Source organism: Alkalicella caledoniensis (assembly GCF_014467015.1).
In the GTDB taxonomy this organism is placed as follows: domain Bacteria; phylum Bacillota; class Proteinivoracia; order Proteinivoracales; family Proteinivoracaceae; genus Alkalicella; species Alkalicella caledoniensis.
This window is the reverse complement of the sequence record NZ_CP058559.1, coordinates 1,363,202-1,388,444: the sequence shown is the minus strand read 5'-3', so window position 1 is coordinate 1,388,444 and position 25,243 is coordinate 1,363,202. Positions and strand designations below refer to the sequence as shown.

27 protein-coding genes and 1 riboswitch are annotated in these 25,243 nt (G+C 37.2%); of the genes, 21 read left to right on the top strand and 6 right to left on the bottom strand.

Translation table 11 applies throughout. From position 1 onward, the window contains the following. Positions 1-13: 13 nt before the first annotated feature. Together HYG86_RS06770 and HYG86_RS06765 are read right to left on the bottom strand one after the other, a co-directional pair. Positions 14-772 (bottom strand): DUF4130 domain-containing protein, encoded by a 759-nt coding sequence (locus tag HYG86_RS06770; protein WP_213168241.1) that lies wholly within the window; start codon positions 770-772, stop codon positions 14-16. Continuing rightward, positions 769-1,962, bottom strand: coding sequence for a putative DNA modification/repair radical SAM protein (locus tag HYG86_RS06765; RefSeq protein ID WP_213168239.1), 1,194 nt, complete (start codon positions 1,960-1,962; stop codon positions 769-771). The genes HYG86_RS06770 and HYG86_RS06765 overlap by 4 nt, the downstream gene beginning before the upstream one ends. Before the next feature lie 364 nt (positions 1,963-2,326). On the opposite strand from HYG86_RS06765, the gene yedF reads away from it, so the two are divergent. The 5 genes from yedF to HYG86_RS06740 all read left to right on the top strand — a co-directional run bounded on the left by yedF (position 2,327) and on the right by HYG86_RS06740 (position 6,266). Then, positions 2,327-2,893 carry a sulfurtransferase-like selenium metabolism protein YedF gene (gene yedF, locus HYG86_RS06760; RefSeq protein ID WP_213168236.1) on the top strand — a complete coding sequence of 189 codons (567 nt, stop codon included), beginning with the start codon at positions 2,327-2,329 and terminating at the stop codon, positions 2,891-2,893. Between the two features lie 174 nt (positions 2,894-3,067). Then, positions 3,068-3,601, top strand: coding sequence for a rubrerythrin (gene rbr, locus HYG86_RS06755; protein ID WP_213168234.1), 534 nt, complete (start codon positions 3,068-3,070; stop codon positions 3,599-3,601). Between the two features lie 21 nt (positions 3,602-3,622). Further along, positions 3,623-3,952, top strand: a complete 330-nt coding sequence (locus tag HYG86_RS06750; protein ID WP_246451908.1) for a rubredoxin-like domain-containing protein — start codon at positions 3,623-3,625, stop codon at positions 3,950-3,952. A 294-nt stretch (positions 3,953-4,246) separates the two neighbouring features. Further along, positions 4,247-5,431, top strand: a complete 1,185-nt coding sequence (locus HYG86_RS06745) for a M20 metallopeptidase family protein (protein ID WP_213168232.1) — start codon at positions 4,247-4,249, stop codon at positions 5,429-5,431. A gap of 67 nt (positions 5,432-5,498) precedes the next feature. Then, positions 5,499-6,266, top strand: coding sequence for a hypothetical protein (locus HYG86_RS06740; protein WP_213168231.1), 768 nt, complete (start codon positions 5,499-5,501; stop codon positions 6,264-6,266). A gap of 54 nt (positions 6,267-6,320) precedes the next feature. Here the strand turns inward: HYG86_RS06740 and HYG86_RS06735 are convergent, their stop codons facing one another. The 4 genes from HYG86_RS06735 to HYG86_RS18280 all read right to left on the bottom strand — a co-directional run bounded on the left by HYG86_RS06735 (position 6,321) and on the right by HYG86_RS18280 (position 9,149). Continuing rightward, on the bottom strand, positions 6,321-6,785 hold the full coding sequence (locus HYG86_RS06735; protein ID WP_213168228.1) for a DUF441 domain-containing protein: 465 nt from the start codon (positions 6,783-6,785) through the stop codon (positions 6,321-6,323). Between the two features lie 56 nt (positions 6,786-6,841). Beyond that, on the bottom strand, positions 6,842-7,819 hold the full coding sequence (locus HYG86_RS06730; RefSeq protein WP_213168226.1) for a GTPase: 978 nt from the start codon (positions 7,817-7,819) through the stop codon (positions 6,842-6,844). Positions 7,820-7,837: 18 nt separating this feature from the next. Continuing rightward, positions 7,838-8,629, bottom strand: a complete 792-nt coding sequence (locus tag HYG86_RS06725; protein ID WP_213168225.1) for an HAD family hydrolase — start codon at positions 8,627-8,629, stop codon at positions 7,838-7,840. Positions 8,630-9,017: 388 nt separating this feature from the next. After that, a complete protein-coding gene (locus tag HYG86_RS18280; protein ID WP_281391314.1) occupies positions 9,018-9,149 on the bottom strand; it encodes a hypothetical protein in 132 nt (43 codons plus the stop codon). Between the two features lie 170 nt (positions 9,150-9,319). Further along, positions 9,320-9,420, top strand: a riboswitch (SAM riboswitch). 207 nt (positions 9,421-9,627) lie between these two features. Here HYG86_RS18280 and metK point away from each other — a divergent pair. From metK to flgL, 16 genes are all read left to right on the top strand, one after another. Then, a complete protein-coding gene (metK, locus tag HYG86_RS06720) occupies positions 9,628-10,812 on the top strand; it encodes a methionine adenosyltransferase (protein WP_213168222.1) in 1,185 nt (394 codons plus the stop codon). A 174-nt stretch (positions 10,813-10,986) separates the two neighbouring features. Beyond that, positions 10,987-12,141 (top strand): sensor histidine kinase, encoded by a 1,155-nt coding sequence (locus HYG86_RS06715; RefSeq protein ID WP_213168220.1) that lies wholly within the window; start codon positions 10,987-10,989, stop codon positions 12,139-12,141. Further along, complete coding sequence (locus tag HYG86_RS06710; protein ID WP_213168218.1) at positions 12,141-12,797, top strand: response regulator; 657 nt, start codon at positions 12,141-12,143, stop codon at positions 12,795-12,797. Before HYG86_RS06715 ends, HYG86_RS06710 begins: the two co-directional genes overlap by 1 nt. A gap of 90 nt (positions 12,798-12,887) precedes the next feature. Next, positions 12,888-13,385, top strand: a complete 498-nt coding sequence (locus HYG86_RS06705) for a glycosyltransferase family 2 protein (protein WP_213168216.1) — start codon at positions 12,888-12,890, stop codon at positions 13,383-13,385. 387 nt (positions 13,386-13,772) lie between these two features. After that, positions 13,773-15,248, top strand: coding sequence for an HD domain-containing phosphohydrolase (locus tag HYG86_RS06700; protein ID WP_213168215.1), 1,476 nt, complete (start codon positions 13,773-13,775; stop codon positions 15,246-15,248). Positions 15,249-15,325: 77 nt separating this feature from the next. Further along, on the top strand, positions 15,326-16,990 hold the full coding sequence (locus tag HYG86_RS06695; RefSeq protein WP_213168213.1) for a sensor domain-containing diguanylate cyclase: 1,665 nt from the start codon (positions 15,326-15,328) through the stop codon (positions 16,988-16,990). Between the two features lie 1,191 nt (positions 16,991-18,181). Beyond that, a complete protein-coding gene (locus HYG86_RS06690; protein WP_213168212.1) occupies positions 18,182-18,400 on the top strand; it encodes a DUF1659 domain-containing protein in 219 nt (72 codons plus the stop codon). A 40-nt stretch (positions 18,401-18,440) separates the two neighbouring features. After that, positions 18,441-18,656 carry a DUF2922 domain-containing protein gene (locus HYG86_RS06685; protein WP_213168210.1) on the top strand — a complete coding sequence of 72 codons (216 nt, stop codon included), beginning with the start codon at positions 18,441-18,443 and terminating at the stop codon, positions 18,654-18,656. A 211-nt stretch (positions 18,657-18,867) separates the two neighbouring features. Next, positions 18,868-19,020 carry a YvrJ family protein gene (locus HYG86_RS06680; RefSeq protein WP_213168208.1) on the top strand — a complete coding sequence of 51 codons (153 nt, stop codon included), beginning with the start codon at positions 18,868-18,870 and terminating at the stop codon, positions 19,018-19,020. Between the two features lie 72 nt (positions 19,021-19,092). Next, positions 19,093-20,046 (top strand): polysaccharide deacetylase family protein, encoded by a 954-nt coding sequence (locus HYG86_RS06675; RefSeq protein WP_213168206.1) that lies wholly within the window; start codon positions 19,093-19,095, stop codon positions 20,044-20,046. 678 nt (positions 20,047-20,724) lie between these two features. Beyond that, a complete protein-coding gene (locus HYG86_RS06670; RefSeq protein WP_213168204.1) occupies positions 20,725-21,384 on the top strand; it encodes a ComF family protein in 660 nt (219 codons plus the stop codon). A 16-nt stretch (positions 21,385-21,400) separates the two neighbouring features. Then, positions 21,401-21,814 carry a flagellar protein gene (locus HYG86_RS06665; RefSeq protein ID WP_213168203.1) on the top strand — a complete coding sequence of 138 codons (414 nt, stop codon included), beginning with the start codon at positions 21,401-21,403 and terminating at the stop codon, positions 21,812-21,814. Between the two features lie 129 nt (positions 21,815-21,943). Then, complete coding sequence (gene flgM, locus HYG86_RS06660; RefSeq protein ID WP_213168201.1) at positions 21,944-22,213, top strand: flagellar biosynthesis anti-sigma factor FlgM; 270 nt, start codon at positions 21,944-21,946, stop codon at positions 22,211-22,213. A 14-nt stretch (positions 22,214-22,227) separates the two neighbouring features. After that, positions 22,228-22,722, top strand: coding sequence for a flagellar protein FlgN (locus tag HYG86_RS06655; protein WP_213168199.1), 495 nt, complete (start codon positions 22,228-22,230; stop codon positions 22,720-22,722). A 15-nt stretch (positions 22,723-22,737) separates the two neighbouring features. Next, positions 22,738-24,195, top strand: a complete 1,458-nt coding sequence (flgK, locus tag HYG86_RS06650; RefSeq protein ID WP_213168198.1) for a flagellar hook-associated protein FlgK — start codon at positions 22,738-22,740, stop codon at positions 24,193-24,195. A gap of 13 nt (positions 24,196-24,208) precedes the next feature. Then, a complete protein-coding gene (gene flgL, locus HYG86_RS06645; protein ID WP_213168196.1) occupies positions 24,209-25,099 on the top strand; it encodes a flagellar hook-associated protein FlgL in 891 nt (296 codons plus the stop codon). The last annotated feature ends 144 nt before the right edge of the window (positions 25,100-25,243 follow it).

The window sequence follows — 25,243 nt, the reverse complement described above, 5'->3', positions numbered from 1 at the left end:
CTTTCACCATCTTTTAATTATTATTTTCTTCTTTGGCAATTATACTCCCCTCATCCAACCAACCCCAATATTTCTTAGGGATGGAGCTTTGTACATATTTTATATTTTTTCTTTCTTTAATGTACTGAGAGCTATAATACTGTTTCCATATATCCTTAAAGCTGTCATCACCTATAAGCTTTATATATTTCTGTCCATCTTCTATTGTAAAAGTGTCATCAGGGTTTAGGATACAAGCCTGGTCTGAAACTATTAAGCCCAATTTATATGTAGGATAGCGTTTCCTAAAGCGGATAAGTATCAAATCAGCTGTCTGATGTTCCAGGGGTGCTGTGCCAACAAGAAAATTATCTCCTGAAGGGACGAAACGTATATATCCAACCATTTTGTGAATCTCCCGACCTACATCACTTTTGTTTCTCAACATCTTTAATCCAATATCAGTTGTACCTGTTAACCAAGTATATGGTTTAATCTCTGTGAGTTCTTTAATAGCTGCCACAATAATTTGATGTTTGTTAAGATTTTTGTGCCTTAAGTTATAGAAAATAATATGGAGTATCTGACCTTTGGTAATATCCTCTTTCTTATGTTTATAGCTATTATCCAGCCTATAAATATCCTCCCAAGGCACATCGCGGACATGGGTCATACCAGTGGAAAATAACGAGGTATTAGCTTCCCCTTCATAAATTGGAAACTGTCCAGTATGTGCATATAAAAAACCTGCCTTTAACAAGCTATTTACCCTTTCATCATAGCAATAGATCATTCCCTATCACCTTCCATAAAGTCCCAGCTAAGCTGCTGGATTTCAGGTTTAGGCTTGGCTAGACTATCTATGTTGCCAAATACTTTGCCGTTGAAAGATAGAAAGGGAATACTTCGCTTAAGAACAACTCCAAGATTTTTCAACATATCAGGACCTGAAATCCAAAACTCCTTTCGAAGTTTTATTATTCTTTTGGCACTTACTGGACCAATGCCGGGCACTTTAAGTAGTTCTGACATGGGAGCTTTATTTATATCCATGGGGAAAAGTTGTAGATTCTTAAGGGCAAAGGCAAGTTTTGGATCTATATGGTTTGGTAAAAGACCATTTTCAAAGGGTAAGCTATCTATACTAAAACCATAAAACCTCAACAGAAAGTCACTTTGATAAAGGCGATTCTCCCGCCGGAGGGGTGTTTGAGGTATATGCTCAAGGGGTGTGTCCTTTACTGGGGAAAAAGCTGAGAAATACGCTCTTTTGACACCTAAGTTACCATACAAACCTGTTACCCTATTTAGTATATCAAAATCACTCTCACCAGCTGCACCTACAATAAATTGTGTGGATTGGGATACATTATATTTGTGTGAGTATTTTTTGATTGTGGAAATAGGGGTGAGGATGTCCCTCTCAAAGTCTTTAGTCTTACTTATGTTCTTCATATATTTATCATTTGGAGTCTCGCAGTTTATAGAAACCCTATTTGCTAATTTACATGCCTCTTCTATCAAATGTTCTTTAACACCAGGAAGAATCTTAAGATGTATATATCCATTGAATTTATATTTGAATCTCAGTATTTCTATTGTTTTAATAAGATCGTCCATGGTACTGTCTGAGCTACACTGAACTCCAGAACTTAGAAAAAGTCCTTCAACATAATTTCTAACATAAAAGTCCATAAAAACCTTAGCTAGCTCATCAGGGGTAAAGCTTGTTCTTTCTATGTCCCTGGCACTACGGTTTGGGCAGTAGCTACAATCCTTTTGACATACGTTTGTAAGCAACACCTTAAGGAGAGATATGCAACGACCGTCTGGTGTAAATGAGTGACATACACCACATGGAGTAGTAGTGCCAATACCAAAACTACCACTACTAAATTTTTTAGTGACAGGGGTTGAAGTAGAAGCACAAACATCATATTTAGCAGCTTCCCCAAGTATCATCAACTTATCATAGCTATTCATTGGCACACACTCCTTTCTAATGTAATTATATCTTAAAAACACCCTAAAAGCAAACATATGTTTGTTATACGCAGTTCGCAGTTCGCGATTCGCCAAATCAACTCCCAACTCTATGTCTTGTCACCTATCCTTCAGGCTACCCTAACCCCTAGCCCCTAACCCCTAACTCCTAATTCTTGATCTCCTTGCGGTCGGCCAAAACAGAAGCTTCGGCTACGATTTGTTGGTGCCGGAGTTCTTTGCATAAAGCGAACTGCGATCTGCGAACCGCGATCTACGTTTTTCTCTCACATCATATAAGCAAAACTGATATAATTTTCCATTGAGCTTATGATAAAATTGAGTATAAAGGAGTGATTGCTAAATGAAAACCATAGATAACTCGAATCTAGCGTGCCCCCAACCTGTTATAAATACAAAAAAGGCCATAGAGCAAGGCTTGCCAGTTATATCCATAGTAGATAACGAAATAGCAAAGGAAAATGTACTAAAACTTTGCAATAAAATGGGTGTAGAAGCAAAAGTTGACATAAAAAGCAGCAAGTTTGAAATATTTATCTCTGGGGTAAGAGGGATAGTAGACCATAAGGTCAGTGATTTAGAAGGTGTCTACTTAATAACTTCCAAAGTTATGGGTAAAGGTGATGACAAGCTTGGGGAAGCTTTAATGAAAGCATTTATATATACACTATCCCAAAGGGAACAAGCACCAAGGAAAATAATGCTATTAAACTCAGGGGTTTTTCTAGCAGCTGAAAATTCCCAAGTAATTTCCCAATTGGAGGAAATGAAGGGAAAGGGAACTGATATTACTTCATGTGGTACATGCTTAGATTTCTATCAGTTAGAAGACAAGCTAGCAGTGGGCTCAGTAACCAACATGTATGATATAGTTGAAAACCTCGCCACGGAAAAAGTAATAACTATATAAATAAACCCCTTTTATATATTTTAGTAATTTGTACTTAATCAAGGATATTTTGGCATATACTATCTTCGGGGGAAAAATTAAAATTATTTTTAAAAAAAAGAAGGGATTTGGACATTTTTAGAGAATAATATTATTAGTAAAAATTACTGTTTAGATGGAGGAGGAGTTATTAATATGAGTTTAAAAGGTTCAAAAACCGAAAAAAATCTTTGGGAAGCTTTTTCAGGGGAGTCGCAAGCAAGGAATAAATACACTTTTTGGGCACAAGTTGCTAAAAAAGAGGGTTACGAGCAAATTTCCGGTTTGTTTACAGAAACCGCTGATAATGAAAGAGCACATGCTAAGCAAATATTTAAATACTTAGGTGGTTTAACTACGACTGCAGATCATTTAAAAGCAGCTGCTGAAGGTGAGAATTATGAGTGGACTGAAATGTACGCTGAATTCGAGAAAACTGCTAGGTCAGAAGGATTCCATGAAATAGCTGATTTCTTTAGGGAAGTAGCTGAAGTAGAAGAAGACCATGAAAAAAGATACTTAAATCTTCTTAAGAGAGTAGAAGAAGGTACTGTTTTTGTTAGGGAAGAAAAAATCCAGTGGAAATGTAGAAACTGTGGATATGTTCACGAGGGAACTACCCCTCCAGACCTTTGTCCAGCTTGCTTCCATAGCAAATCCTATTACGAAGAGCTTTGTGAAAACTACTAAAATATAAGGAGGAATTTTATTATGTGGAAATGTTCAGTTTGTAACTACGTTCATAACGGTGAGGAAGCACCTCACAAATGTCCAAAATGTGGTGCAGATCAAGAGAAGTTTAATCAGTTAACAGGTGAAAGCTTAGAGAAGGTTGAAATTTCAAGATTTAGCAACAGCTTATTAAAAGAACTAATACTACAAATGGAGCAACTTCAAGAGCTTGCTGAAGCAGGTATCGAAGACGACCTAGACCCAGGCTGTGTCAAGCTATACAAGGAAGCTTTAGAGTCTGCTAAATTCCTAAAACAAACAGCATTAGCTGAAATCGAAATACATGTTAGCAGAGGTAAGTGGGGCTAAGATTTACAGCCTAATCTAACTTTATATTTACTTTAATAAACCCCAGTTAAGTGGTAGCGTACTAATAATACGATGCACTGAAACTGGGTTTTACAATTATTTTACAAATATTTAAGAATTTTACATAGGCTATATGGAATTCGGTATAGGATTCTGATATACTAAAAGAAACATAAAGACTATAAACAAATATTAATATACATATAATTAGAGCCCTTAAAAGATCTTTACAAGCTATTTTAAGTATTGCAATCTTAAATTAAGTGATTAACAAAAGACAAGGGGGAAGTTTAGATGAGTTTTGTTGAAGACATTAAAGGACTTGAAGAAGAGATTATTAAGTGGAGACGTTGGTTTCATCAGCACCCAGGTGTTGGTTTTGATGTTGAGGAAACCTCCAATGAAATAGAAAAAAATTTAAGAGAAATAGGTTACAGGGATATCAAAAGATATGCCCGAACAGGGGTGGTAGCTTACCTAGAAAAACACAAGGATTTCAAAACTGTTGCTATCCGAGCAGACATAGATGCACTTCCCATACTTGAAGAAAACAATGTGGAGTACATATCGAAATACCCAGGTAAAATGCATGGATGTGGACATGATGCCCATGCTGCCATGGCCTTAGGAGCAGCAAAGTATCTATACTTAAACAAGGAAAAACTTGGGGTTAATGTTTTGTTTATATTCCAGCCTGGCGAAGAAGGTTATGGTGGAGCAGAAGCAATGTTGAAAGAAGGTCTGTTTGAAGACTATCCTTATGATTATGTATTTGGGTGCCACATAGGACTGATTTTTCCAGAGCTTGACGGAGGTCAGATAGGAATTAGCTATGAGCCTATTATGGCCGCAACTAGAGAGTTTGAAGTTGCAATCAAAGGTTTTGGTGGACACGGAGCCATGCCTCAAAACACAGTTGATCCAATAGTCATAGCTGCCAATATAATAACATCTGTCCAAACTATCGTCAGCCGAAACTTGGCTCCTACAGATACTGCTATAGTTACATTTGGAAGTATTCAAGGGGGTACTGCCCATAACATAATTCCAGAACAAGTAAATTTAGCTGGAACCATAAGGTACTTAAATGAAGAAAGTGGTAGTAAAATAGAAACTCGTTTTAAGGAAATTTTGGAAGGAGTTTCCAAAGCATATGGTGGTGAATTTGAGCTTGTTTTCAAATCGGGCTATCCAGCAGTGGTTAACAATGGTGAAATGGTTAATATAGTTAAGGAAAAATTAATACATATTTTTCCTGAGGATGATATAATTGAACTTAAGAAACCTACAATGGGTGGCGAGGACATGTCCTATTTTCTAGAACGTGCTCCAGGATGCTTTTTCTTCTTAGGTGGGGCTAATGAAGAAAAAGGTATAACATATCCCCATCATCATCCAAAGTTCAATATAGATGAAGGAATACTATGGAAAGGAACAGCTGCTTTTTGTCAGCTTGTTTTAAATATAAATAGTATATAGTGAAACTTTTTTAGGGGTAAAACGTCTATATATTATATAGGTATGATGTAAAGGGGTGAGGGGTCAGATGAAAAGGGTGGTACCTGCTATTGTTTTTGTTGCTTTACTAGGAGGTATGTTGTTTTTGGGTATGGGGATGTTAGAGACAGAGGCTGTTCCCCAAGAGCCTAGCATATTAGATGTCAGAAGTTCTATGAGAAGATATGGTAGGCAAGAAAGTATTGTAACAATACTGGCAAATAACAGTGATAGTTTTTTAGTTTTTCCAGATAACCAATACGGACTTAAGATATACCAAAGGCAAGAAGATGGCATGTGGCAAGAAATAATAAATCCTAACTACGTGAGTGCAAGAATCCATACCATAGAACCGGGGGATGTTAAGGAAGTTCGCATTAACTATGATAACCTTGAAGTTGGAGAGTATAGAGTTGTGTTTGAGGGCTGGCTTAGAGAAGATTATACAACCTTTGTGAAAGGTGAGACCAGATTTCAGATATTTCCACATCCTACTTTCCAAATTGACGTCCTTGGTAATTCATTTAAAGTAAATGATCATATAGAATTGTCTGTAACAAATGATAGGTTAAACTCAATATTATTTAATGATAGTACACTCAGCATGGAACTCTTCATTTTAAACGAGGATGGAAAGTGGATGAAGCTACCATCGCCTTTATACAACGACAAGGTTCCTTTTACCCTAGAAAGTGGTCAAAACTATCAACTGAAAATTCCACCCTTTAGAGCGAGGGGAGAATACAAACTTTTATTCAAGGGGCAAGAGGAAAATGGAGTAGAAGTAAAGGGAGAAGTTATTTTCAAAATTGAATAACAGAGATATAAAAAAGTGCCTAAATTCATAGGCACTTTTTTTATATCTCTGTTATTATCTAAACATATTATAAACTGCAAAGATCACTGCTAATATACCACTAGATACTAACGGACCTACTGGTATACCACGGAAAAAGGATATACCTATAATTGTCCCAATAACCATGGCAGGTACAATATCTGGAGTGCTGTCTAATAGAGTTACTCCTTGTCTTGCCAAATATGTTGAGAAAGCTCCCATAATTATGGCAGTAATGCCAAGGGGGGTCTTAAACTGCGTAGCCAGCTCCCTAATGGAAATTGTATCCGAAGCAAAAGGAGCTAACACGGCAGCAGTTAGGAAAATTATGGACCATCTCAAACCGTGGGCTTCCAAAAAAACTACAGCCCTATCTAGTCTTAGTATTTTCAAAATAAAAACAATCAAAACGGCATAAACAACTGATCTGTTTTGAGCAAAAATAGCAAGCAACATTATCGCAAATAGTAATATAAATCCCTCTGAGACATAGTTCATGAAATCACTCCAATAACAGTCTTTATAACTGTTATTATTGTTTGCGTAATGCTGGTTTAACTATTCAGCTCAACAATGTCTTTATCCCTTAAAATAAAATCATGTTCAACACTTTGACCATCAAATCTTGCAGAACCCCAAACCTTAGCTGTCTTTAGATTACGAGCTATATCTTTATGGATGTTCTCTGCAAGCTCAAGAACAGTGGAACCTTTAGGTAAAACATAAGGTTTTTCAAATTGTGGCTTTTTACCAGGTGCTTTAGTATAAATTCTAATGACATTGAGCCTATTGAATAACTCTTTTGGGAGGTCTTTTGTACCTTCACCAGTATTTACAGAGATAGGTCTAATGTTAGGACAGTTAGGTACTAGTTCATTTAGGATTTCTAAATTTTCAATGGCCCCAGGTAAATCACTTTTAGTGCCTAATATTATAAGGTCATCTATAGTGAAGGCTTTTTTCGAGATATCTGCAGCAAGAAGGTTTCTCCCTTTCAACTGATCTAAAATACCCTCAATTTGATCTACACAATCACCAGAAGATAAGTCAACTAATGCAATAATTATATTAGCATGTCTTAATGCATTAGCAAAATTACCAGGTAAGCCTTCTTCCAAAACAGGGGGAGTGTCAATGAGCTGGATATGTATATCCTCAAAGGGAATCATTCCAATGACAGGTAAAGGTGTGGCAAATGGATATTCTTGTACATTGGTCTTGGCATTGGTAAGCGCTGCAACTAGGGCAGACTTACCTGTGTTAGGATAACCTATTACAAAAACTTGCCCTGCTCCTTGTCTTTCGATGGTAAAAGGATCTTCTGTACCTTTTTTGCCACCTGAGCCTTTTTCTTGTTCCTTTTTAAGTTTTGCAATCCTCTTTTTGATATCTCCTTGTAACTTATCTGTCCCCTTGTGTTTAGGGATAACTGCCAGCATTTCCTGTAAAGCGATAATTTTTTCTTCGGGTGTATTAGCTCGTTTATAGGCTTCCTCTGCTATGTAGTATTGTGGAGTCAAATTTGCAGGCATGATCAATCACCTCCATAATTATTTACATAATACGTACTTCTCTAAACCTTCCTTTACACCATGCTGATCGTTGTTGGAAACAATAACATCTGAACTAGCCTTGGCTACATCGCTACCGTTGTCCATACACACTCCAAGACCTGCCATTTTCAACATTTCAATGTCATTTTCGCTATCTCCAAATGCTACTATTTCTTGGGTGTTAACATTATACTTATCTGCCAGCCTTTTTATTGCAACACTTTTATTACCCGCTGTTGCTACAAATTCTAAGAACATGTGATGTGTTCTCACAACGGATACATCTTCATTAGCCATGTCACGTATTTTTTGGTCTAAGGTATCGTTTTCCCCTTGAGGAACCACATACAATATCTTTGCAACATTTTTAAGTTTATAATAATCCTCTATATACTCTATGCTGGTTTCACCAACATTAGTGATGGGCTCCACTTCTTCAGGGCTAGAAGTAGTAAAAAAACCCTGGGCTGTGTAAACCACAGTAGGAAGGTTAGCAGATTCTAAGTCACTGATGATTTTTTCATAGACATCTTGCTTTAAAGAGATACTGTCAATAACCTCCTTTTTTACAGGGCAATAGGTAAGTGCACCATTGCAAGTAACCTGAGGTTCCTTTAATTCTAAAAGTTCTATCAATGATAATATGGAAAGAAAATGTTTGCCAGTGGCTAGAATTACTTTCACACCACGCTCTTTTGTTGCAATGATTGCATCTATATTTTCCTGGGAAATTTCTGACTTCGAATTAAGTAAAGTTCCATCTACATCAAAGGCTGCTATTTTATACATTTTTTACCTCCTGATTGGTTAAATAGTTAGTATATTAAATATATAATATCACATTTCCAATGACCAAAGTAGTGCATAAAAGCAAAACATACTACTAAATAGCAAAAGAGCAGCTGTTGTAACCACTACTCTTCACTATAAAGGACAAAAAACGTACGAGATTTAAAAGACATAAAATTATAGCAAATACCCCTGCCTCAATTGTAGCCCATCCCCCTGCAATTGTAGCCCATCCCCCTGCAATTGTAGCCCATCCCTTTAGGGTGGGTAGACATACGAAACTAACACAAAAACAAAACCTAATTTTATCACTACTCTAATCCCTTGCCCCTTAAGATCATGTAGATCTGTGGCTAAAATTTTAAAATTATTGATAAAATCCTACCCACTAAGCCATCCAACAAATCTCAAGAAAATCAGTGAAATCCGTGGCAAAGTCCTTTAGCCCTTGACCATAAGCCCATGTTATCCATAGAATGCAAAATATTTTAATCTCCTGCCTTAAGATCATAAAGATCATGTAGATCTGTGGCTAAGGATGTTCTAAATCTCTGCCAACGATAATCACCCAAAAAACATGCATACTTTCCCCCATATTAAAGAATGATAAATAGTAAAGAAAAAATACTAAAAAGGGCTTGACTTCTTTAGTATCTTTAATTACACTAGGGATATTAAAACAATAAAAAACTCTTATCAAGAGAGGTGTAGGGACGGGCCCTATGATACCCAGCAACCGGCTTAATTGCATCGGTGCTAATTCCCGCAGAGTTTACTCTGGCAGATGAGAGAGGCTGAGCCCTCTTCACTTTTGCATTGAAGGGTTTTTTTATATGCTAGAAAAGATGTACTACTAGTATATAAAAAAGGGTAGTAGGGGATTCCCCTGCCACTTTTAGAGGGTGATTTTCCGTGGGAACCTAGGTTCCACATAGAAGTCCCCTTGGGGATTTTTTTATTGCAAAAAATTAACTTTATACATACAAGGAGGTTATCTAATGAGCCGCAAATTTTTATTTACTTCTGAATCAGTTACTGAAGGACATCCTGATAAAATAGCTGACCAGATCTCTGACTCAATCCTAGATGCAATCTTTGAAAAAGATCCAAACGCTAGGGTAGCTGCTGAAACCATGGTATCAACGGGATTAGTTTTAGTATCTGGTGAAATCACCACAAACTGTTATGTTGATATCCCGAAAATCGTAAGACAAACCATTGAGGGAATTGGATACACTAGAGCTAAATTCGGTTTTGACTCTGAAACGTGCGCAGTACTAACTGCAATTGATGAGCAATCAGCTGATATAGCCATGGGTGTAGACAAAGCACTAGAAGCAAGAGAAGGAGAAATGGAAGACATCGATGCTGTTGGAGCTGGTGACCAAGGTATGATGTTTGGATTTGCTTGTAACGAAACAGAAGAATTGATGCCACTTCCAATTTCTTTAGCACATAAGATGTCTAAAAGATTAACTGATGTAAGAAAGTCAGATGAACTATCTTACCTAAGACCTGACGGTAAAACCCAAGTTACAGTAGAGTATGTTGATGGCAAACCACAAAGGGTAACAGCTGTTGTTGTTTCAACACAACATAGCCCAGATGTGACCCTAGAAACACTAAAACAGGACATAATAGAAAAAGTAGTTAAACCTACTGTTCCAGCAGAATTCCTTGATGAAAACACCAAATTCTACATCAACCCAACAGGAAGATTCGTAGTTGGTGGGCCACAAGGTGATGCAGGATTAACTGGTAGGAAAATCATAGTTGATACTTACGGTGGTTATGCACGTCATGGCGGTGGTGCTTTCTCCGGAAAAGATCCCACAAAAGTTGACCGTTCAGCTGCCTATGCTGCACGCTATGTAGCTAAAAACGTAGTTGCTGCTGGACTTGCTGATAAATGTGAAGTACAGCTTGCTTACGCTATCGGTGTAGCTAAACCAGTATCTGTTATGGTAGAAACCTTTGGTACTGAATCTGTTCCAGTGGAAAAGATAGAAAAGGCAGTTCAAGAAACATTTGACCTTAGACCTGGTGCAATAATTAGAGACCTCAAGCTAAGAAGGCCAATCTATAAAAAAACTGCAGCCTACGGCCACTTTGGCAGACAAGATGCAGATTTCACATGGGAACACACAGATAAAGCAGAAGCACTTAAAAATGCTGTTAAATAGCATAAAAGAAAGAGGGCAGATTGCCCTCTTTTTGTTTTGTAGTTGAACTGAAAGACAGATGGTTATTCTTCATTAGGTAATAAGTCCTATTTACACAGTATTGTAAGAAGTTATGCAGGAAAAGATATAATATTGTAGAATTTATTAAAGATATCTCTGAAGGTAGGTGTTATCATGGGTAAGATGGATATAGGTTTACTTGAAAAAATCACTGAACAAGTGATAGAAAGTATAGAAAAAGGGAAACAAGAGATATTTGACATATCTGAAACAGCTCGACAAGAAGTAAACAAAGTTAAGCAAGTATTAAATATAATAGATGACGAAACAAAAAATATAATAGAACTGGTGGATAAAACAGAACTACTAGAACGTAAAGCCCGCATTCGACTGATGGAAGTAAGCAAAAATTTCTCCATTCAAAATCAAGACATCATCCAAAAAGCTTATGATACTGCCCACCAACTTAAGGTAGATTTAATACTATATAGACAAAAAGAAAAAAATCTTGTGGAAAAACGGAATGAACTTCAAATCCGTTTAAAAGGATTAGAGAAAATGGTGGAAAAATCTGAGCACTTGATCAATCATGTATCAGTGGCCCTAGACTACCTTATGACAAACCTGAAATCAGTTTCTGACCAACTGATAGACTATCAACAACAAAAAAATGTTGGATATCGCATAATACAAGCTCAAGAAACTGAAAGGAAAAGGGTTGCTAGGGATATACATGACGGTCCTGCACAAAGTATAGCAGACGTTATAATAAACACAGAGTTTGTTGAGAAGGTTATGTCTGTAAATCCTGTACAGGCCAGGGAAGAACTAGGAAATATTAAAAGTAAAGTTAGAGAAACCCTTCAAGAAATAAGGAGGATTATCCATCAACTAAGGCCCATGGGGCTAGATGACCTTGGCTTGATTCCAACACTTCAAAGATATTGTGAGGATTTTGCAGAAAAAAATCACCTGCAAGTGGAATTTGTTGTTTTTGGTAAGGAAAAAAGATTTGAGAACCTTATAGAGGTGACGCTTTTTAGGATAGTTCAAGAAGCCTTGCAAAATATCTATAAACACAGTAAAGCCACAAAGACAATGGTGAAAATAGAAATAGAAAAGAACATAACAGTGATGATTAAGGATAATGGAAAAGGTTTTGACGCAGATAGGGTTCTCACTGATGTAAAAGCAGAAAAATACGGTATACTGGGTATGAAGGAGAGGGTAGACCTTCTAAAGGGTGACTTTGAAGTAAACTCAGTTGAAGGAAGAGGTACAACCATAGTGGTCAGAATACCACAACACCTTGAAGGGGAGGACTTATAATGGAAAAAATAAAAATAGCAGTAGTTGAAGACCACCATTTGTTAAGGCAAGGAATTATAAAAATATTGGACTTTGAGAAGGACTTCCATGTGGTAGGAGAGGCACATGATGGTTTAGAAGCCTGTGATTTAGTAAAAAAACATAAGCCCCACATTGTTCTTATGGACATAAATATGCCAAACATGAATGGGATTGAAGCCACTGAGTGGATAAAAAAATACCACCCTAAAACAAAGGTTATAATGTTAACAATACATGATGGTGATGAGTATATATTTGAAGCCATTAAACTAGGTGCAGAGGGGTATATGCTTAAGGATATAGAGAGTGAAATGATAGTGGAAGGTATTAGAAATGTATTTTCTGGTGATGCATTCATACATAAACAACTAACGGGAAAGATTTTTAGAGAGCTACATAGACTATATAAACAAGATGTTCCAATAGTGGAAAATGCCTATAACTTATCTGATAGAGAACAAGATGTGTATAAACTCATGGCTGAAGGAAAAAGTAATAAGGAGATAGGGGACATCTTAAATATAAGTGAAAAGACCGTTAAGAACCATGTTAGCAGGGTTTTTAGAAAGCTTGGAGTATTTGATAGAACTCAAGCAGTGGTAAAAGGTATAAGAGAAGGCTTTGTGAAATTATAAATATATAATATAAGTGAAAATAACTACTAATAAGAATTTGGTACCAATGCCCACCTCCTGCATATAGTGAAGCAGGAGGTGAAATCTTTTATGAGAGAAAATATATTATGGTTATTAGCATTATTCGGACTTTGGTGCTTAGTTAAATGGAGTTGGCTTTTAATAAAAAGAAAATCCTTAGTTAGACCAAGTACATCTCTAGTTTTGACTGTTTACAACTGGGAAGATCATGCTGAGAGATTAGTGCGATATATAGCTGCTCAATGCTATTTCAATCAAAACCTAATTTGTCCAGCGGATGTTGTTGTTATAGATATAGGATCAACTGACCACACCCTTAAGATATTGCAAAAACTTGCAAGGCAGTTTTCATTTTTAAAAGTTATAGATGGAGAATATGTTAGAAAAAGCCAATATACAGTTCTAGATTATGCCAAAGAAAGATGTCAAGGTGATGTTGTTTTACTTATAGATACAACAACAATTTCGAACCTTCAAGATGTGGAGAATCTAGTTAAATTCTATTTTAATGAGAATAGGGTTAGTTCAAAAGTACTAGGAAACATGGAAAACCTTGGGGGGAAATAGGACCCGTGCAGGATGGCGAAATTCGACATTATTTGATAACATATATTCAAGTAGCAATACACTACCCCTCGGTCTTGCTAACCCCCCCTCAGCAAGACCATCTTTTTTAGTAAAACATACAAGCGGTAACCTCGGAGAATTTCGAGGTTACTGTTTTTTTGTTACCAAACCAATGCTTCACCCTTGATGCCACCAGAAATAACAATAACATTTGTGAATTCTACTGCCCTGTTGTAGCCAAGGCTTCAGCCTTGTGACCCACTTAAAAATTAGAAAAAAACAAATATTTTTTGTCTTACACCAAAAAACCAACAAAAGCAGAAAAGAAGGAAAATTTAACCTATACGTAGAATACAATAACATCTGACAAAAAAGGTGGGCTATAGGTTGAAGATCTTTCAAGACTTCCAGAGGATGCTGAAAAAAAAGTGGTTTTTAATTGTAGCAGTTTTTCTTGTAATAAACACCATGTTATATTTCACAGGGGGAATTAATTCTCCTTTGCGTGAGATATACTACTACGGGCTAGTCCTTATAGTTTGCTTAGGGGGTAAAAAACTGGGTCTGTATATTACTGTTGTGAACTTAATAGGTCTTATAACCATGCATCTACACAACGAAGATACAGGAAAGTGGATATTATACCTGTGGTTTGGTGGACTTTCTTTTTTTACCGTAACCCTTACGGACTTTATTAAAAAAGAAATAGATGAAAGTATCGCAGAATATACAAAGCAAAATCATCTGTTAAAAGAACAGGCAAAAGAAAAAGAAGAATTAATGTATCAAATGCAGTATAAAGCAGATGAAATTAAAAAGTTTTATCATATGAGTTTGGAGCTAGCTGCATGTCAAGATCAAGAACAGGTAAATGAAGGGCTTATAAAATGGGCTGAACGAATAGTTGAGTGTAGCTGGGTAGCCCTATACACTTTAGAAGAGGATAAAATAAAACTTAAGAAATCCTCCTATGATAAAAAGGGGATTTCCAAGGATTTTTTACATAAAGTTGGCGAGCAGTTTATATCGAGAATGATAAAAACAAATATACCTGTAATAGAAAACAGCCCCAAATTTAACTTTTTGTTAAAAGACAGGCCCATACATGAACTGGGTATAAGTGCCTTAATAGCAGTTCCTTTAGCTATAAAGGGCAAAAATAATGGAGTACTAGTACTTTTTAAAACAGAAAATGAGTTTACACAAGAAGATATGAATAAACTTACAACTATGTCTAACCATTCAGCTACGGTAATGGAAGTTGCCATACTACATAATGAGAAAACTGCACTTTTTTATCAAACTCTAACAAGCCTAGCTGCAGCCATAGATGCAAAAGATAGTTACACAAAAGGGCATTCTGAAAAAGTAACCCAATATGCCATGTACATAGGTAAAGAGCTAGGACTAAACCGTAAACAGATGGAGTCGTTAAGATATGCCAGTTTATTACATGATATAGGAAAAATAGGAGTGCCAGATGCGGTACTCAATAAACCAGGTAGATTAACAGATGATGAATTTGAGGTAATTAAAGGCCACCCTAATTTAAGCTATTATATTGTGAAAGATATAGATTTTCTAAACGACACCTTAGAAGGAATCAGATACCACCATGAAAGAATGGATGGAAGGGGATACCCAGATGGTTTAGTAGGTGATCAAATTCCACTCATCGCGAGGATTTTATCCGTTGCAGATGCCTTTGATGCAATGACATCCCAACGGGTTTATTCCAAGGCAAAACCAATTGAGGCTAGTGTAAAAGAGCTAGAGAAGTGTTCGGGGACACAGTTCGATCCTGTAATTGTAAATGCATTCATTAACGCTATTAATAATGAAAAATATGCTATTGAAAAATAGTTGAAAAATTGATAAAATATTACGTAATTATTTCGTATTATTTAACTGGGGGATAATTGTTGGAGGGGGTTTGTTACTTGAATAAAGTAAGAATTTACAAATGGTTAATAACTACCATGGGGCTTAGTCTTCTAATAATTGGAACTATAAATAATGTTGATAAGCTTGTATTTTCACCATGGTTAATTTTGTTTTTTATTTTGCTTTCTGGCTTTCTAGAAAGAATTGCTGTTCCTTTAAATAGGGGACATCTATCCCTTTCTTTTGCCTTTATTCTTTGTGCTTTTTATCTATTCGATAATGTATATGTTCCTATATGGATTATTTCCCTTGGGATTTTCACCACGTTGTTAATATTTCATAAAAGAACTGTTGAAGACGCGTTGTTTAACGTGGGAATTATTTCAGCTTCAACAATCGCAGGGGGATTGGTATACTCACTTTTAGGTGGAGACTGGACTGTTACCAGCATTAACCTGATACCCCTACTGGCAATGACCTTCGCAATATCCATTGCTAACCACATTATATTAAGTATATTTTTCTTTATGGTGGACAAAGACACAAATATAAAACAAAGGACAAACGACTTTACATGGGACCTTTCCTCGTACCTTATAACTGTCCCACTAGGCTTTTTAATGGCTTTACTCTATGACATGGTAGGTTTTTTAGGAATCCAAATAGTTTTTGTCCCACTGGCTACTAGTAGCTACGTTTTTAGACTTTACAAAAAAGTTTTTCAATTTAATGAACAACTAAATGGTTTATATGAGGTTGCCCATGAGATAAACGCAACTTTAGATTTTGATAAAACCTTGGATAATATTGGCGAGCAAGTTAGTGAACTAATGCACTTGGACTCATTTTATATATTCCTAGCTGAAGGAAAAGAACTAAGAGCTGTATATAGTAAAGGTGACATGGTCGAGTATTTGGAGACTGAGAATATGAAGTTTGGACAAGGGGCTACGGGATACTGTGCAGAGCATAAGGAAACCGTTTTGATATTAGACACTACTAAAGATGACAGGATTTTCACTTTGCATGAAGAAAGAACTCCTGGATCCATAATAGCAGTGCCACTAATGTGTAAAGACAAACTTATTGGTGTTATGAGCGGGGTTAAAGCAGGAAAAAATGCCTTTGAAAACAATGAAGCTAAGATATTCGAGCTGATGGCATATCAGGTTTCAGTGGCTTTGGCTAATGCAAAGGCATTTAAAGAAGTAGAGGACATGGCTATAATAGATGAACTAACTAAAGTATACAACTATCGCTATTTCCAACAGAGGGTTCACCAAGAAGTTGAAAGGGCGGCACTAGAAGGATCAACGGTGAGCCTTATGGTAATAGATTTAGACGACTTTAAACAAGTAAATGATGTCCATGGCCATACTGCAGGAAATAAAGTACTCATTGAGCTAGCCCAAATACTAAGGAAGTCAGTGAGGAAGTATGACGTAATATTTAGATATGGGGGAGATGAATTTGTAGTAGTCTTCCCAAATACAGATAAACAAACAGCTTACACCATAGGGAAGAGAATACTAGAAAATGTAGCAAAGAATCCATTTAGTTGTAGCGAAGATAAAAAAGAGTATCTAACATTTAGTGCAGGTATAGCAGAGTTTCCTACAGATGCAGATGATCACCTAGACCTAATGCGTAAGGCAGACCGCATAATGTACGTAGGGTCCAAGGAGAGGGGTAAAAATAAAATAACTTTATACGCTAAATAAAATATTCCTTATGAAAAGCAACATCTTTATTGATGATTAATAAACCCGGCCCTCACGTGTTTTCATACGTTAGGGGCTGGGTTTTTGCATGCCCTAGTCCAATATTCAATGACTACAAAGCGTAGATTCAAAATACATACAATTATAATTACCCCCCAGCGCAACAGTTGTAGCCCATCCTTTAGGGTGGGCAGACCTACGAAACTAACCAAATACTGTAGGGCGCAGGGCTCCGAACCTGCCCGGACCCACAAAACTAACACAAATTCAAAATCTATTCTTACCACTACTCCTCACTATAAAGGACAAAAAACGTACGGGATATAAAAGAAATAAAATTATAATTAATCCCCCTGCCACCGCAGCAGTTGTAGCCCATCCCTTTAGGGTGGGTAGACCTACGAAACTAACCAAATACTGTAGGGCGCAGGGCTCCGTACCTGCCCGGACCTACAAAACATAACACAAATTCAAAATCTATTCTTACCACTACTCTTCACTATAAAGGACAAAAAACGTACGGGATATAAAAGAAATAAAATTATAATTAATCCCCTGCCACCGCAGTTGTAGCCCATCCCTTTAGGGTGGGTAGACCTACGAAACTAACCAAATACTGTAGGGCGCAGGGCTCCGTACCTGCCCGGACTTACAAAACTAACACAAATTCAAAACCTATTCTTACCACTACTCTTCACTATAAAGGACAAAAAGCATACGAGATTTTAAAGACATAAAATTATACTTAATCCCCCCACCGCAGCAGTTGTAGCCATCCCTTTAGGGTGGGTAGACCAGCAAAACTAACCAAATCTGTAGGGCGCAGGGCTCCGAACCTGCCCGGACCCACAAAACTAACACAAATTCAAAATCTATTCTTACCACTACTCCTCACTATAAAGGACAAAAAACGTACGAGACTAAAACAAAATATCTTTAATTACTAAGCTTTTATATAGTGTAGCGCTCTTAGTGAAGATTAGTGTGCGAAATGTTTTAATCCCTTGTCTCTAAGATCATAGAGATCATGTAGATCTGTGGCCAAAGGTTTTAGATGTTGCGTGAAAATTAATGAAAATCCGTGGATACGATTTAATTCCCTACCCTTCTTTATTAATCCAACATTTTCTAATCTACTGTGGTAATAAATCCCCCTTCTTGCATTATGTAGGTTGAAAGGGGGTGAGAGATATGCCGGTAGATGCCATCTTAATCGCTTCGAGACTTATTCTACGCCTAGAAACAGACATTGACGATGAGGGCAATAGTGTTGTAGCTAACAGATCCTACAGCAGGGTTAAACCCGAAGCTAGCAACGAAGATGTAAAGGCAGTGGCTGAAGCATTAGCTTCACTACAAATCTATCCATTACTGGATACTGTAAGGATAGATGAGAACAAGCTTAGCTAGTTAGTTTGAAAAACTATAACAATGGAAAGGAGGAGCTTAAATGCCTACAACAACTCTACAAATGATATTTAAAAATGCCCAGGGTAGAAATGTTACCATCTCTGTGGCAGACCCAATAGAACCTATGGATTCAAACCAAGTACAACAAGCCATGGAAGAAATCATCTCAAAAGATGTATTTACTTCCCCAGGTGGAGACCTAGTGGAAGTAGTAGCAGCAAGACTAGTGGCAAGGCAAGTAACAGAGATAATTTAACCAAAGGCGGGGACACCCGCCTTTTTTGCACTAGCAATAGTTAATAGTTAATAGTTAATAGTTAATAGTTAATAGCTAATAGCTAATAGCTAATAGCCAATAGCCAATAGCCTAAAAACTAAAAACTAAAAACTAAAAACTAAAAACTAAAAGCTAACTACCAACTGCAACTCACAAAACTCGCCATGTGAACAAAAGGAGGTATACTTAAATGGAGACACTTTTAAATGCTATGGCCAACTTTGGCTTCCCCATGGTTGTAACAGTTTATCTACTGGTTAAAATCGAAGGAAGACTAGATCAACTGACTGCTAGCATTTACAAACTATCAGAGACAATTACAACCATTCGGAATTCAGGATAAAAATACAAAATAATAGGTTCTAAACCCCTTTGAATTTCATATTTTGAAATATGGAGCAAAGGGGTGATTTTTGTGGAAAGAGATTATACTCTTTTATACGGTATATACTTTGTTTTAAATATCATTCTAATCGGGATCCTGCTAGCAGCAGTTAGCCCTGTTGATATAATAGAGCCACCCAAACCACCGGTGCCAGAACCTTATGGTCCTATACCCGAAGGGGCAACTTTTATAAAGGGGGACGATCTTATTTTATCGCACACTTACTTTGGAGACTTTGACGGGATTCTGCTTCCACCACCTATACCACCAGAACAACCAGAACCTCCCAAAAAAGAACCAAAACCAACTAAACCAACACAACCAACTAAACCAACGCAACCATCTAAACCCAGAGAACCTGTAGAGCCTAAGGAACCAGAACCATCAAACCCAGCTGCAAAGATAATTTATTCAGGAGGAACAAGTAAAAAGCAAGTAGCCATAACATTTGATGATGGTCCTGACCCTGGTACATTGGATACCATGTTGAATATCCTAGATCAATATAATGCTAAGGCGACGTTTTTCCTACTAGGACAACGGGCTAAAAATTCACAAAACCTAGTACAAAAAATATATGATAGAGGTCATCAAGTAGCAAACCACTCTAACTCACATCCACAGTTTTCCACACTAAGTTGGAATGAGGCTGTAAGGGAGATAACAGAAACTGAAAAAATATTAGGAAATTATCAAAGCCATAAATACTTTAGACCACCCTATGGAAATTACAAAAGAGAAACTTTAGAAGTAGCGTATCATCTTGACTACAGGGTAATCTACTGGGATGTAGATACAAGGGACTGGGCAGCAACTAACCATAATCAAATTATCAACGTAGTTAAACAAAAAACCAAACCAGGGAGTATCATACTATTTCATGAAGGAAAGAAACTAACCATAAAAGCCCTACCAGAAGTGCTAGAGTGGCTAACCAACCAAGGCTACGAATTCGTAACAGTGGCAGAGCTGCTAGGTGAATAACCTAACAGCTCTTTTTATATGCAGTAAAAATCTCATCTTCCACATAAATCAATACCCCTATTGTAGCTCATCCCTTTAGGGTGGGTAGACCTACGAAAGCGCCTAATACTGTAGGGCGCAGGGCTCCGTACCTGCCCGGACCCACAAAGCTAACATAAATTCAAAACCTATTCTTACCACTACTCTTCACTATAAAGGACAAAAAGCGTACGATATTTAAAACATCAACATCTTTAATTACTGAGATTTAATATAGTGTAGAGCCTTTTAGTGAAGGTTAGTGTGAGGATGTTTTGACTTTTTGCCCCTAAGATCATAAAGATCATGCAGATCTGTGGCCAAGCTTTTAGGCCTTTTTTTAATAGTCACGGACCATATACTGCCACGATGTTCCATCCACAGCCTAAATAAGCTACATAATTCTGTCCCTCACTGGCCATTTACTGATATGAAATAGGGATGAAAAAGCATGAAACCATACCTTAACCACTACTCATCACTGTTCAATGACTACAAAACGTACGACGAAATCCGTGGCAAAGCCCTTTAGCCCTTAACCTTAAGCCTAGATTAATATAGATCTGTGGCTACTGGCTTCCAAAAAGAAGGATTCTGTCGATTTACATCGAATATTATAAAAAAGAAATTAAGGGTGTGATATAAATGTTCCATAACATAATGGCATTATTATTCCCTGACATAAAAAAGTGCATAATGTGCAACAGGCAAATAGACAAATTATCCTTACCCCTTTGTGAACAATGCACCAAGGAAATAACCTTCTACAAAGGAGAGACAGTATGTAACAACTGTGGACGATTTTACCATGGACCCACATGTGATGCAGTTAGGATCGAAAAAATCATTGCAGTGGCAAGGTACACAGGTGCATGGAAAGAACTAATACATAAATTCAAATTCAACAATCAAAAGTACCTAGCAAAGGGTCTAGCAGAAAAAATGATAGAACGACTGCAAGATGAAGATATGGATATTGACTTAATTACATACGTGCCTGCAACTACAAAAACACTATCCCAAAGGGGCTACGACCAAAGCCAGCTACTGGCCAAAGAACTTGCTCTTATGCTAAATAAGCCCATGTTGGCGACCCTAAAGAAAGAGGGTAATAGACCTCCCCAACACACATTACAGTTAAGTAAACGAAAAAATGATTGGCATGGGGAATTTAAACCAATAAAAGGAACTAACCTACAAAATAAAAACATATTGCTAGTAGATGACATATATACAACGGGCTATACCATACATCATGCCTTGAAGGTTCTAAAGGCCCAAAAAACTAAATCACTTATCACAATAGTATTAGCTAACTAAAGAAGGAGGAGTAGAAATGGATGTAAGAAACTGTCCAAGCTGTGGAAAAATATTTAATCGTCTTCGTAGGGATATCTGTCCAGCATGTGTTCAAAAAGAGGATCAAGAGTATGAATTAGTAAGGGATTTTATCTATGATCATCCCAGTGTAGATGTACAAGGACTTCATGAAGGAACTGGAGTAGCAGTGGATACAATAATGAAATTTTTAAGGGAAGATAGATTAGTAAACACCTCTAAAAATCTAGTTTTAGAATGTGAAAGCTGTGGTACTGGGATTTCATCAGGTAGATTCTGTGACAGTTGTAAAGCAGGTTTAGCTAAAGATTTTTCAAGCGCTGGAAAAACAAAGGATGTACCCCAACAACCGGCGAAATCCGGCTACGGATCTTTTCACTTTATGAGGGATAGACTAAATAAAGATAGGTAATTATCAAATAAATAAGCATTTTAGAGCTAAATACTCTAAAATGCTTATTTTATTACTTAAGTTTTTAAGAAAATTGTCGATAAATATATATAACAAATAATACCCGTAACTACATGAGGGGGAATTAAAATGAAAATTAACAATATGAACGGAATTATGCAGGCCTACAACCTAAGCCCTAAAGATAAAAACACTAAGAAAATGGACAGTGTAGCTCAACAAAACGACCGGTTTGAAATATCCCAAAAGGCTAAGGAAATTGCAGTGGGATCTAAAGCAATAGCCCAAGCTCCAGAGATTAGAGAAGCTAAGGTGTCACATATAAAAGAGCAAATAACCCAAGGGACATACACCATTGACCCTGTGCTAATAGCACAAAAAATGTTATCTAGAAACTAGGAGGCTTCGTTGAAATGACGGAACAACATATAAAAAAAATGGCTGATAATCTAAGATTACAGCAAGCTGAGTATAAAAAAATGCTTGAGTATGCAGAGGGTAAAAGAAAAGCTTTGGTCAGTGCTGACATGACTACCCTTGAAAAAATTATCAATCAAGAAGAAGCACTCATAAAACAAATAGGTAGCCTAGAACTAGAACGGATGGAAATCCAAACTGCCATGGCACAAAGGCTGAACCTTACACCAGAGGAGCTAAATTGGGAAGGGCTCAAGCAAATTCTTAATGACAAAGATAAAGCTCTTATATCCCATAACACAGAAGAGCTAAGAAAAGTCATTTCTCAGCTATCAGATGTAAATAGCATAAATCAAAACCTACTTGATCAATCACTTAAGTTGGTTAAAATGTCCATAAATACCATGTCTGGTGAAACAGAGAAAACATACACCAAAACACCAGTCCAACAAAAGAAAAAAGAAGGAAAACTATTCGATATAAAAGCTTAGGAGTGGAGTGATAAAATGAGATCAACATTTTCAGGATTAGAACTAGCCCGTAGGGCACTTCAAACACAACAAACAGCCCTAAACACAGTAGGACACAATATATCAAACGCCAATACACCAGGGTACTCGCGACAAGAAGTTGTCACATCACCCACAGGACCCTATACGAGCCCTTCAAATATAAGACCAATGGCTGCAGGACATATCGGTACTGGTGTAGCTGTTGTATCTATCCAAAGACAATTCGATAAATACGTAGCAAACCAATGGCGCTTAGAAAACGGACTGCTGGCTCAGTGGAACCAAAAGCAACTAGCCATGCAACAAATAGAATCCATATTCAACGAACCCTCAGAGAGTAGCCTGAGAATGGCAGTGGACGAATTCTGGTCTGCATTAAATCAATTAGCCATAGAACCTACTGAGCTTTCTTCAAGGGCACTGGTGAAACAAACTGCCATTACCATGGTGGATACATTTAAAACCATGGATAGGCAGCTGGACCAAATTTCTAAAGACTATGACGAGCTGGGAAGAGCTGCTGTCAGTGAGATAAACTCCCTTGTAAAGCAAATAGAAGATGTGAATAAAAGGATAGTTAGATCTACAGCCATGGGAGACCAACCCAATGATCTATTAGATCAAAGGGATTTATTATTGGACAAGCTTACGGAACTTGTAAATGTAGATATGGAAGAAAATAACCGAGGTGATATGAGGATATCTTTTGGTGGACATGTTCTTGTGCCTTACGTTGGTGAGAACCATGAATCACTGAAGTTCAACTACCATAATGAACAGATGACATTGGTAAGATCGTCAGACGATGTAGTTGTTCTAACACATACACAGGTTGAAAACAACATCACCCATGGAAAAGTAAAGGGGATTTTCGAGTCAAAAGAAGCCATAGCAAAATATCAAGATTACTTAGAAGAATACGCTATGGGATATGTAAATGCCTTAAATGCACAACATAATCAAGGGGTTGGCCTTAATGGACAAACTGACATAGACTTTTTTGTGACCACTTTAGATGGTGAGGGCAATCCAATTCCAGGAATTAAGGGCTTAGCAGTAAATCCAGCCATTATTAACGACCTCGGGCTTATCGCTGCCTCAGCAAGTGGGGCCAAAGGTGATGGAACAAATGCAGTGGAACTTGCAGCACTACGTCATGGAGGAAACCTAGAATATGCTGGTCAAAATGTTACATTTGATCAATTCTACCGTGCTGTCATAGCTGACCTAGGTATAGAGACAGATGAAACAATAAAAATGACTGACAACCAAAAGATACTAGCGTATCAGTTTGAACTAAGACAAGAACAGTTCAGGGGAGTATCCCTAGATGAAGAAATGACTAAAATGGTGCAATACCAGCACAGTTACGCTGCTGCAGCAAGGCTGACAACGGCAATAGATGAGATGATAGATGTAATAGTAAACCGCCTCGGCATAGTAGGAAGATAGGGGGATAATAACCATGCGTATAACAAGTAGAATGTTGATGAAAAATATGTTAAACAACCTTTCTAAAAATAATCGTAGACTTGAAAATGTAAGTCAGCAGCTGTCCACAGGAAAAAGAATAAACAAACCATCTGATGATCCAGGTGATACAGTAAGGAGTTTGCGTATCAGAACAGAGCTAAACGAGATAAAACAGTATAGAAAAAACATAGATACAGCAAAATCCATACTTCAATACTCTGACGATGCCTTAGATAATGTAGGACAGGGTATGCATAGAGCAATGGAGCTTGGTGTTCAGGCATTAAATGACACATATGATGAGTCTCAAAGACAGGCTATCGCAGCTGAAATAAACGGCATCTTAGAAGATATGTTACAAGGTGGAAACTCAACATTTGCTAACAGATATATATTTGCTGGAACTACCACTAACCCTCCCTTTGTAGCGGAAAGAAATGATAACGGTGAAATCACCTCCATTGAATTCGTAGGTAACAATGAGTCTAAACCTTTTGAATTAGGCATTGGATCCACAATGGATACAGGTATGAATGGCCCTGGTATCTTTAATCCAGTTTTTGATGGATTAATCGCCCTAAGAAATGGTTTGATGAGTTCAAATAGAGAAGATATATCCACCGGCTACGACCAGGTTAAACAAGCTTTTGATAGCCTGTTGGTAGATAGGGCAGACCTTGGTGCTAGAGTGAACCAACTAGAGCTAACAGAAGAACGTATGGCATCTGCTGAATTTAACCTGAAGAAGCTGCAAAGCGACGTAGAAGATGTAGACATGTATGAAGCAGCCATGAACCTAGCCAACATAGAAGCCCTACACATGGCAGGCCTAAACGTAACAGCCAGAATAATCCAACCAACGCTAATAGATTATTTGAGGTAGTGCAGGAGTGGAGTTAGGGAAATAATAAAGTTAATTTTACCACTACCTTACACTATCAAGACATAAGAAACATACGAGATTAAGGGAAAACATAAAAAAAACTACCTGCCATTGACCCAGCATGTAGTAGGATGAGGAAGTCAC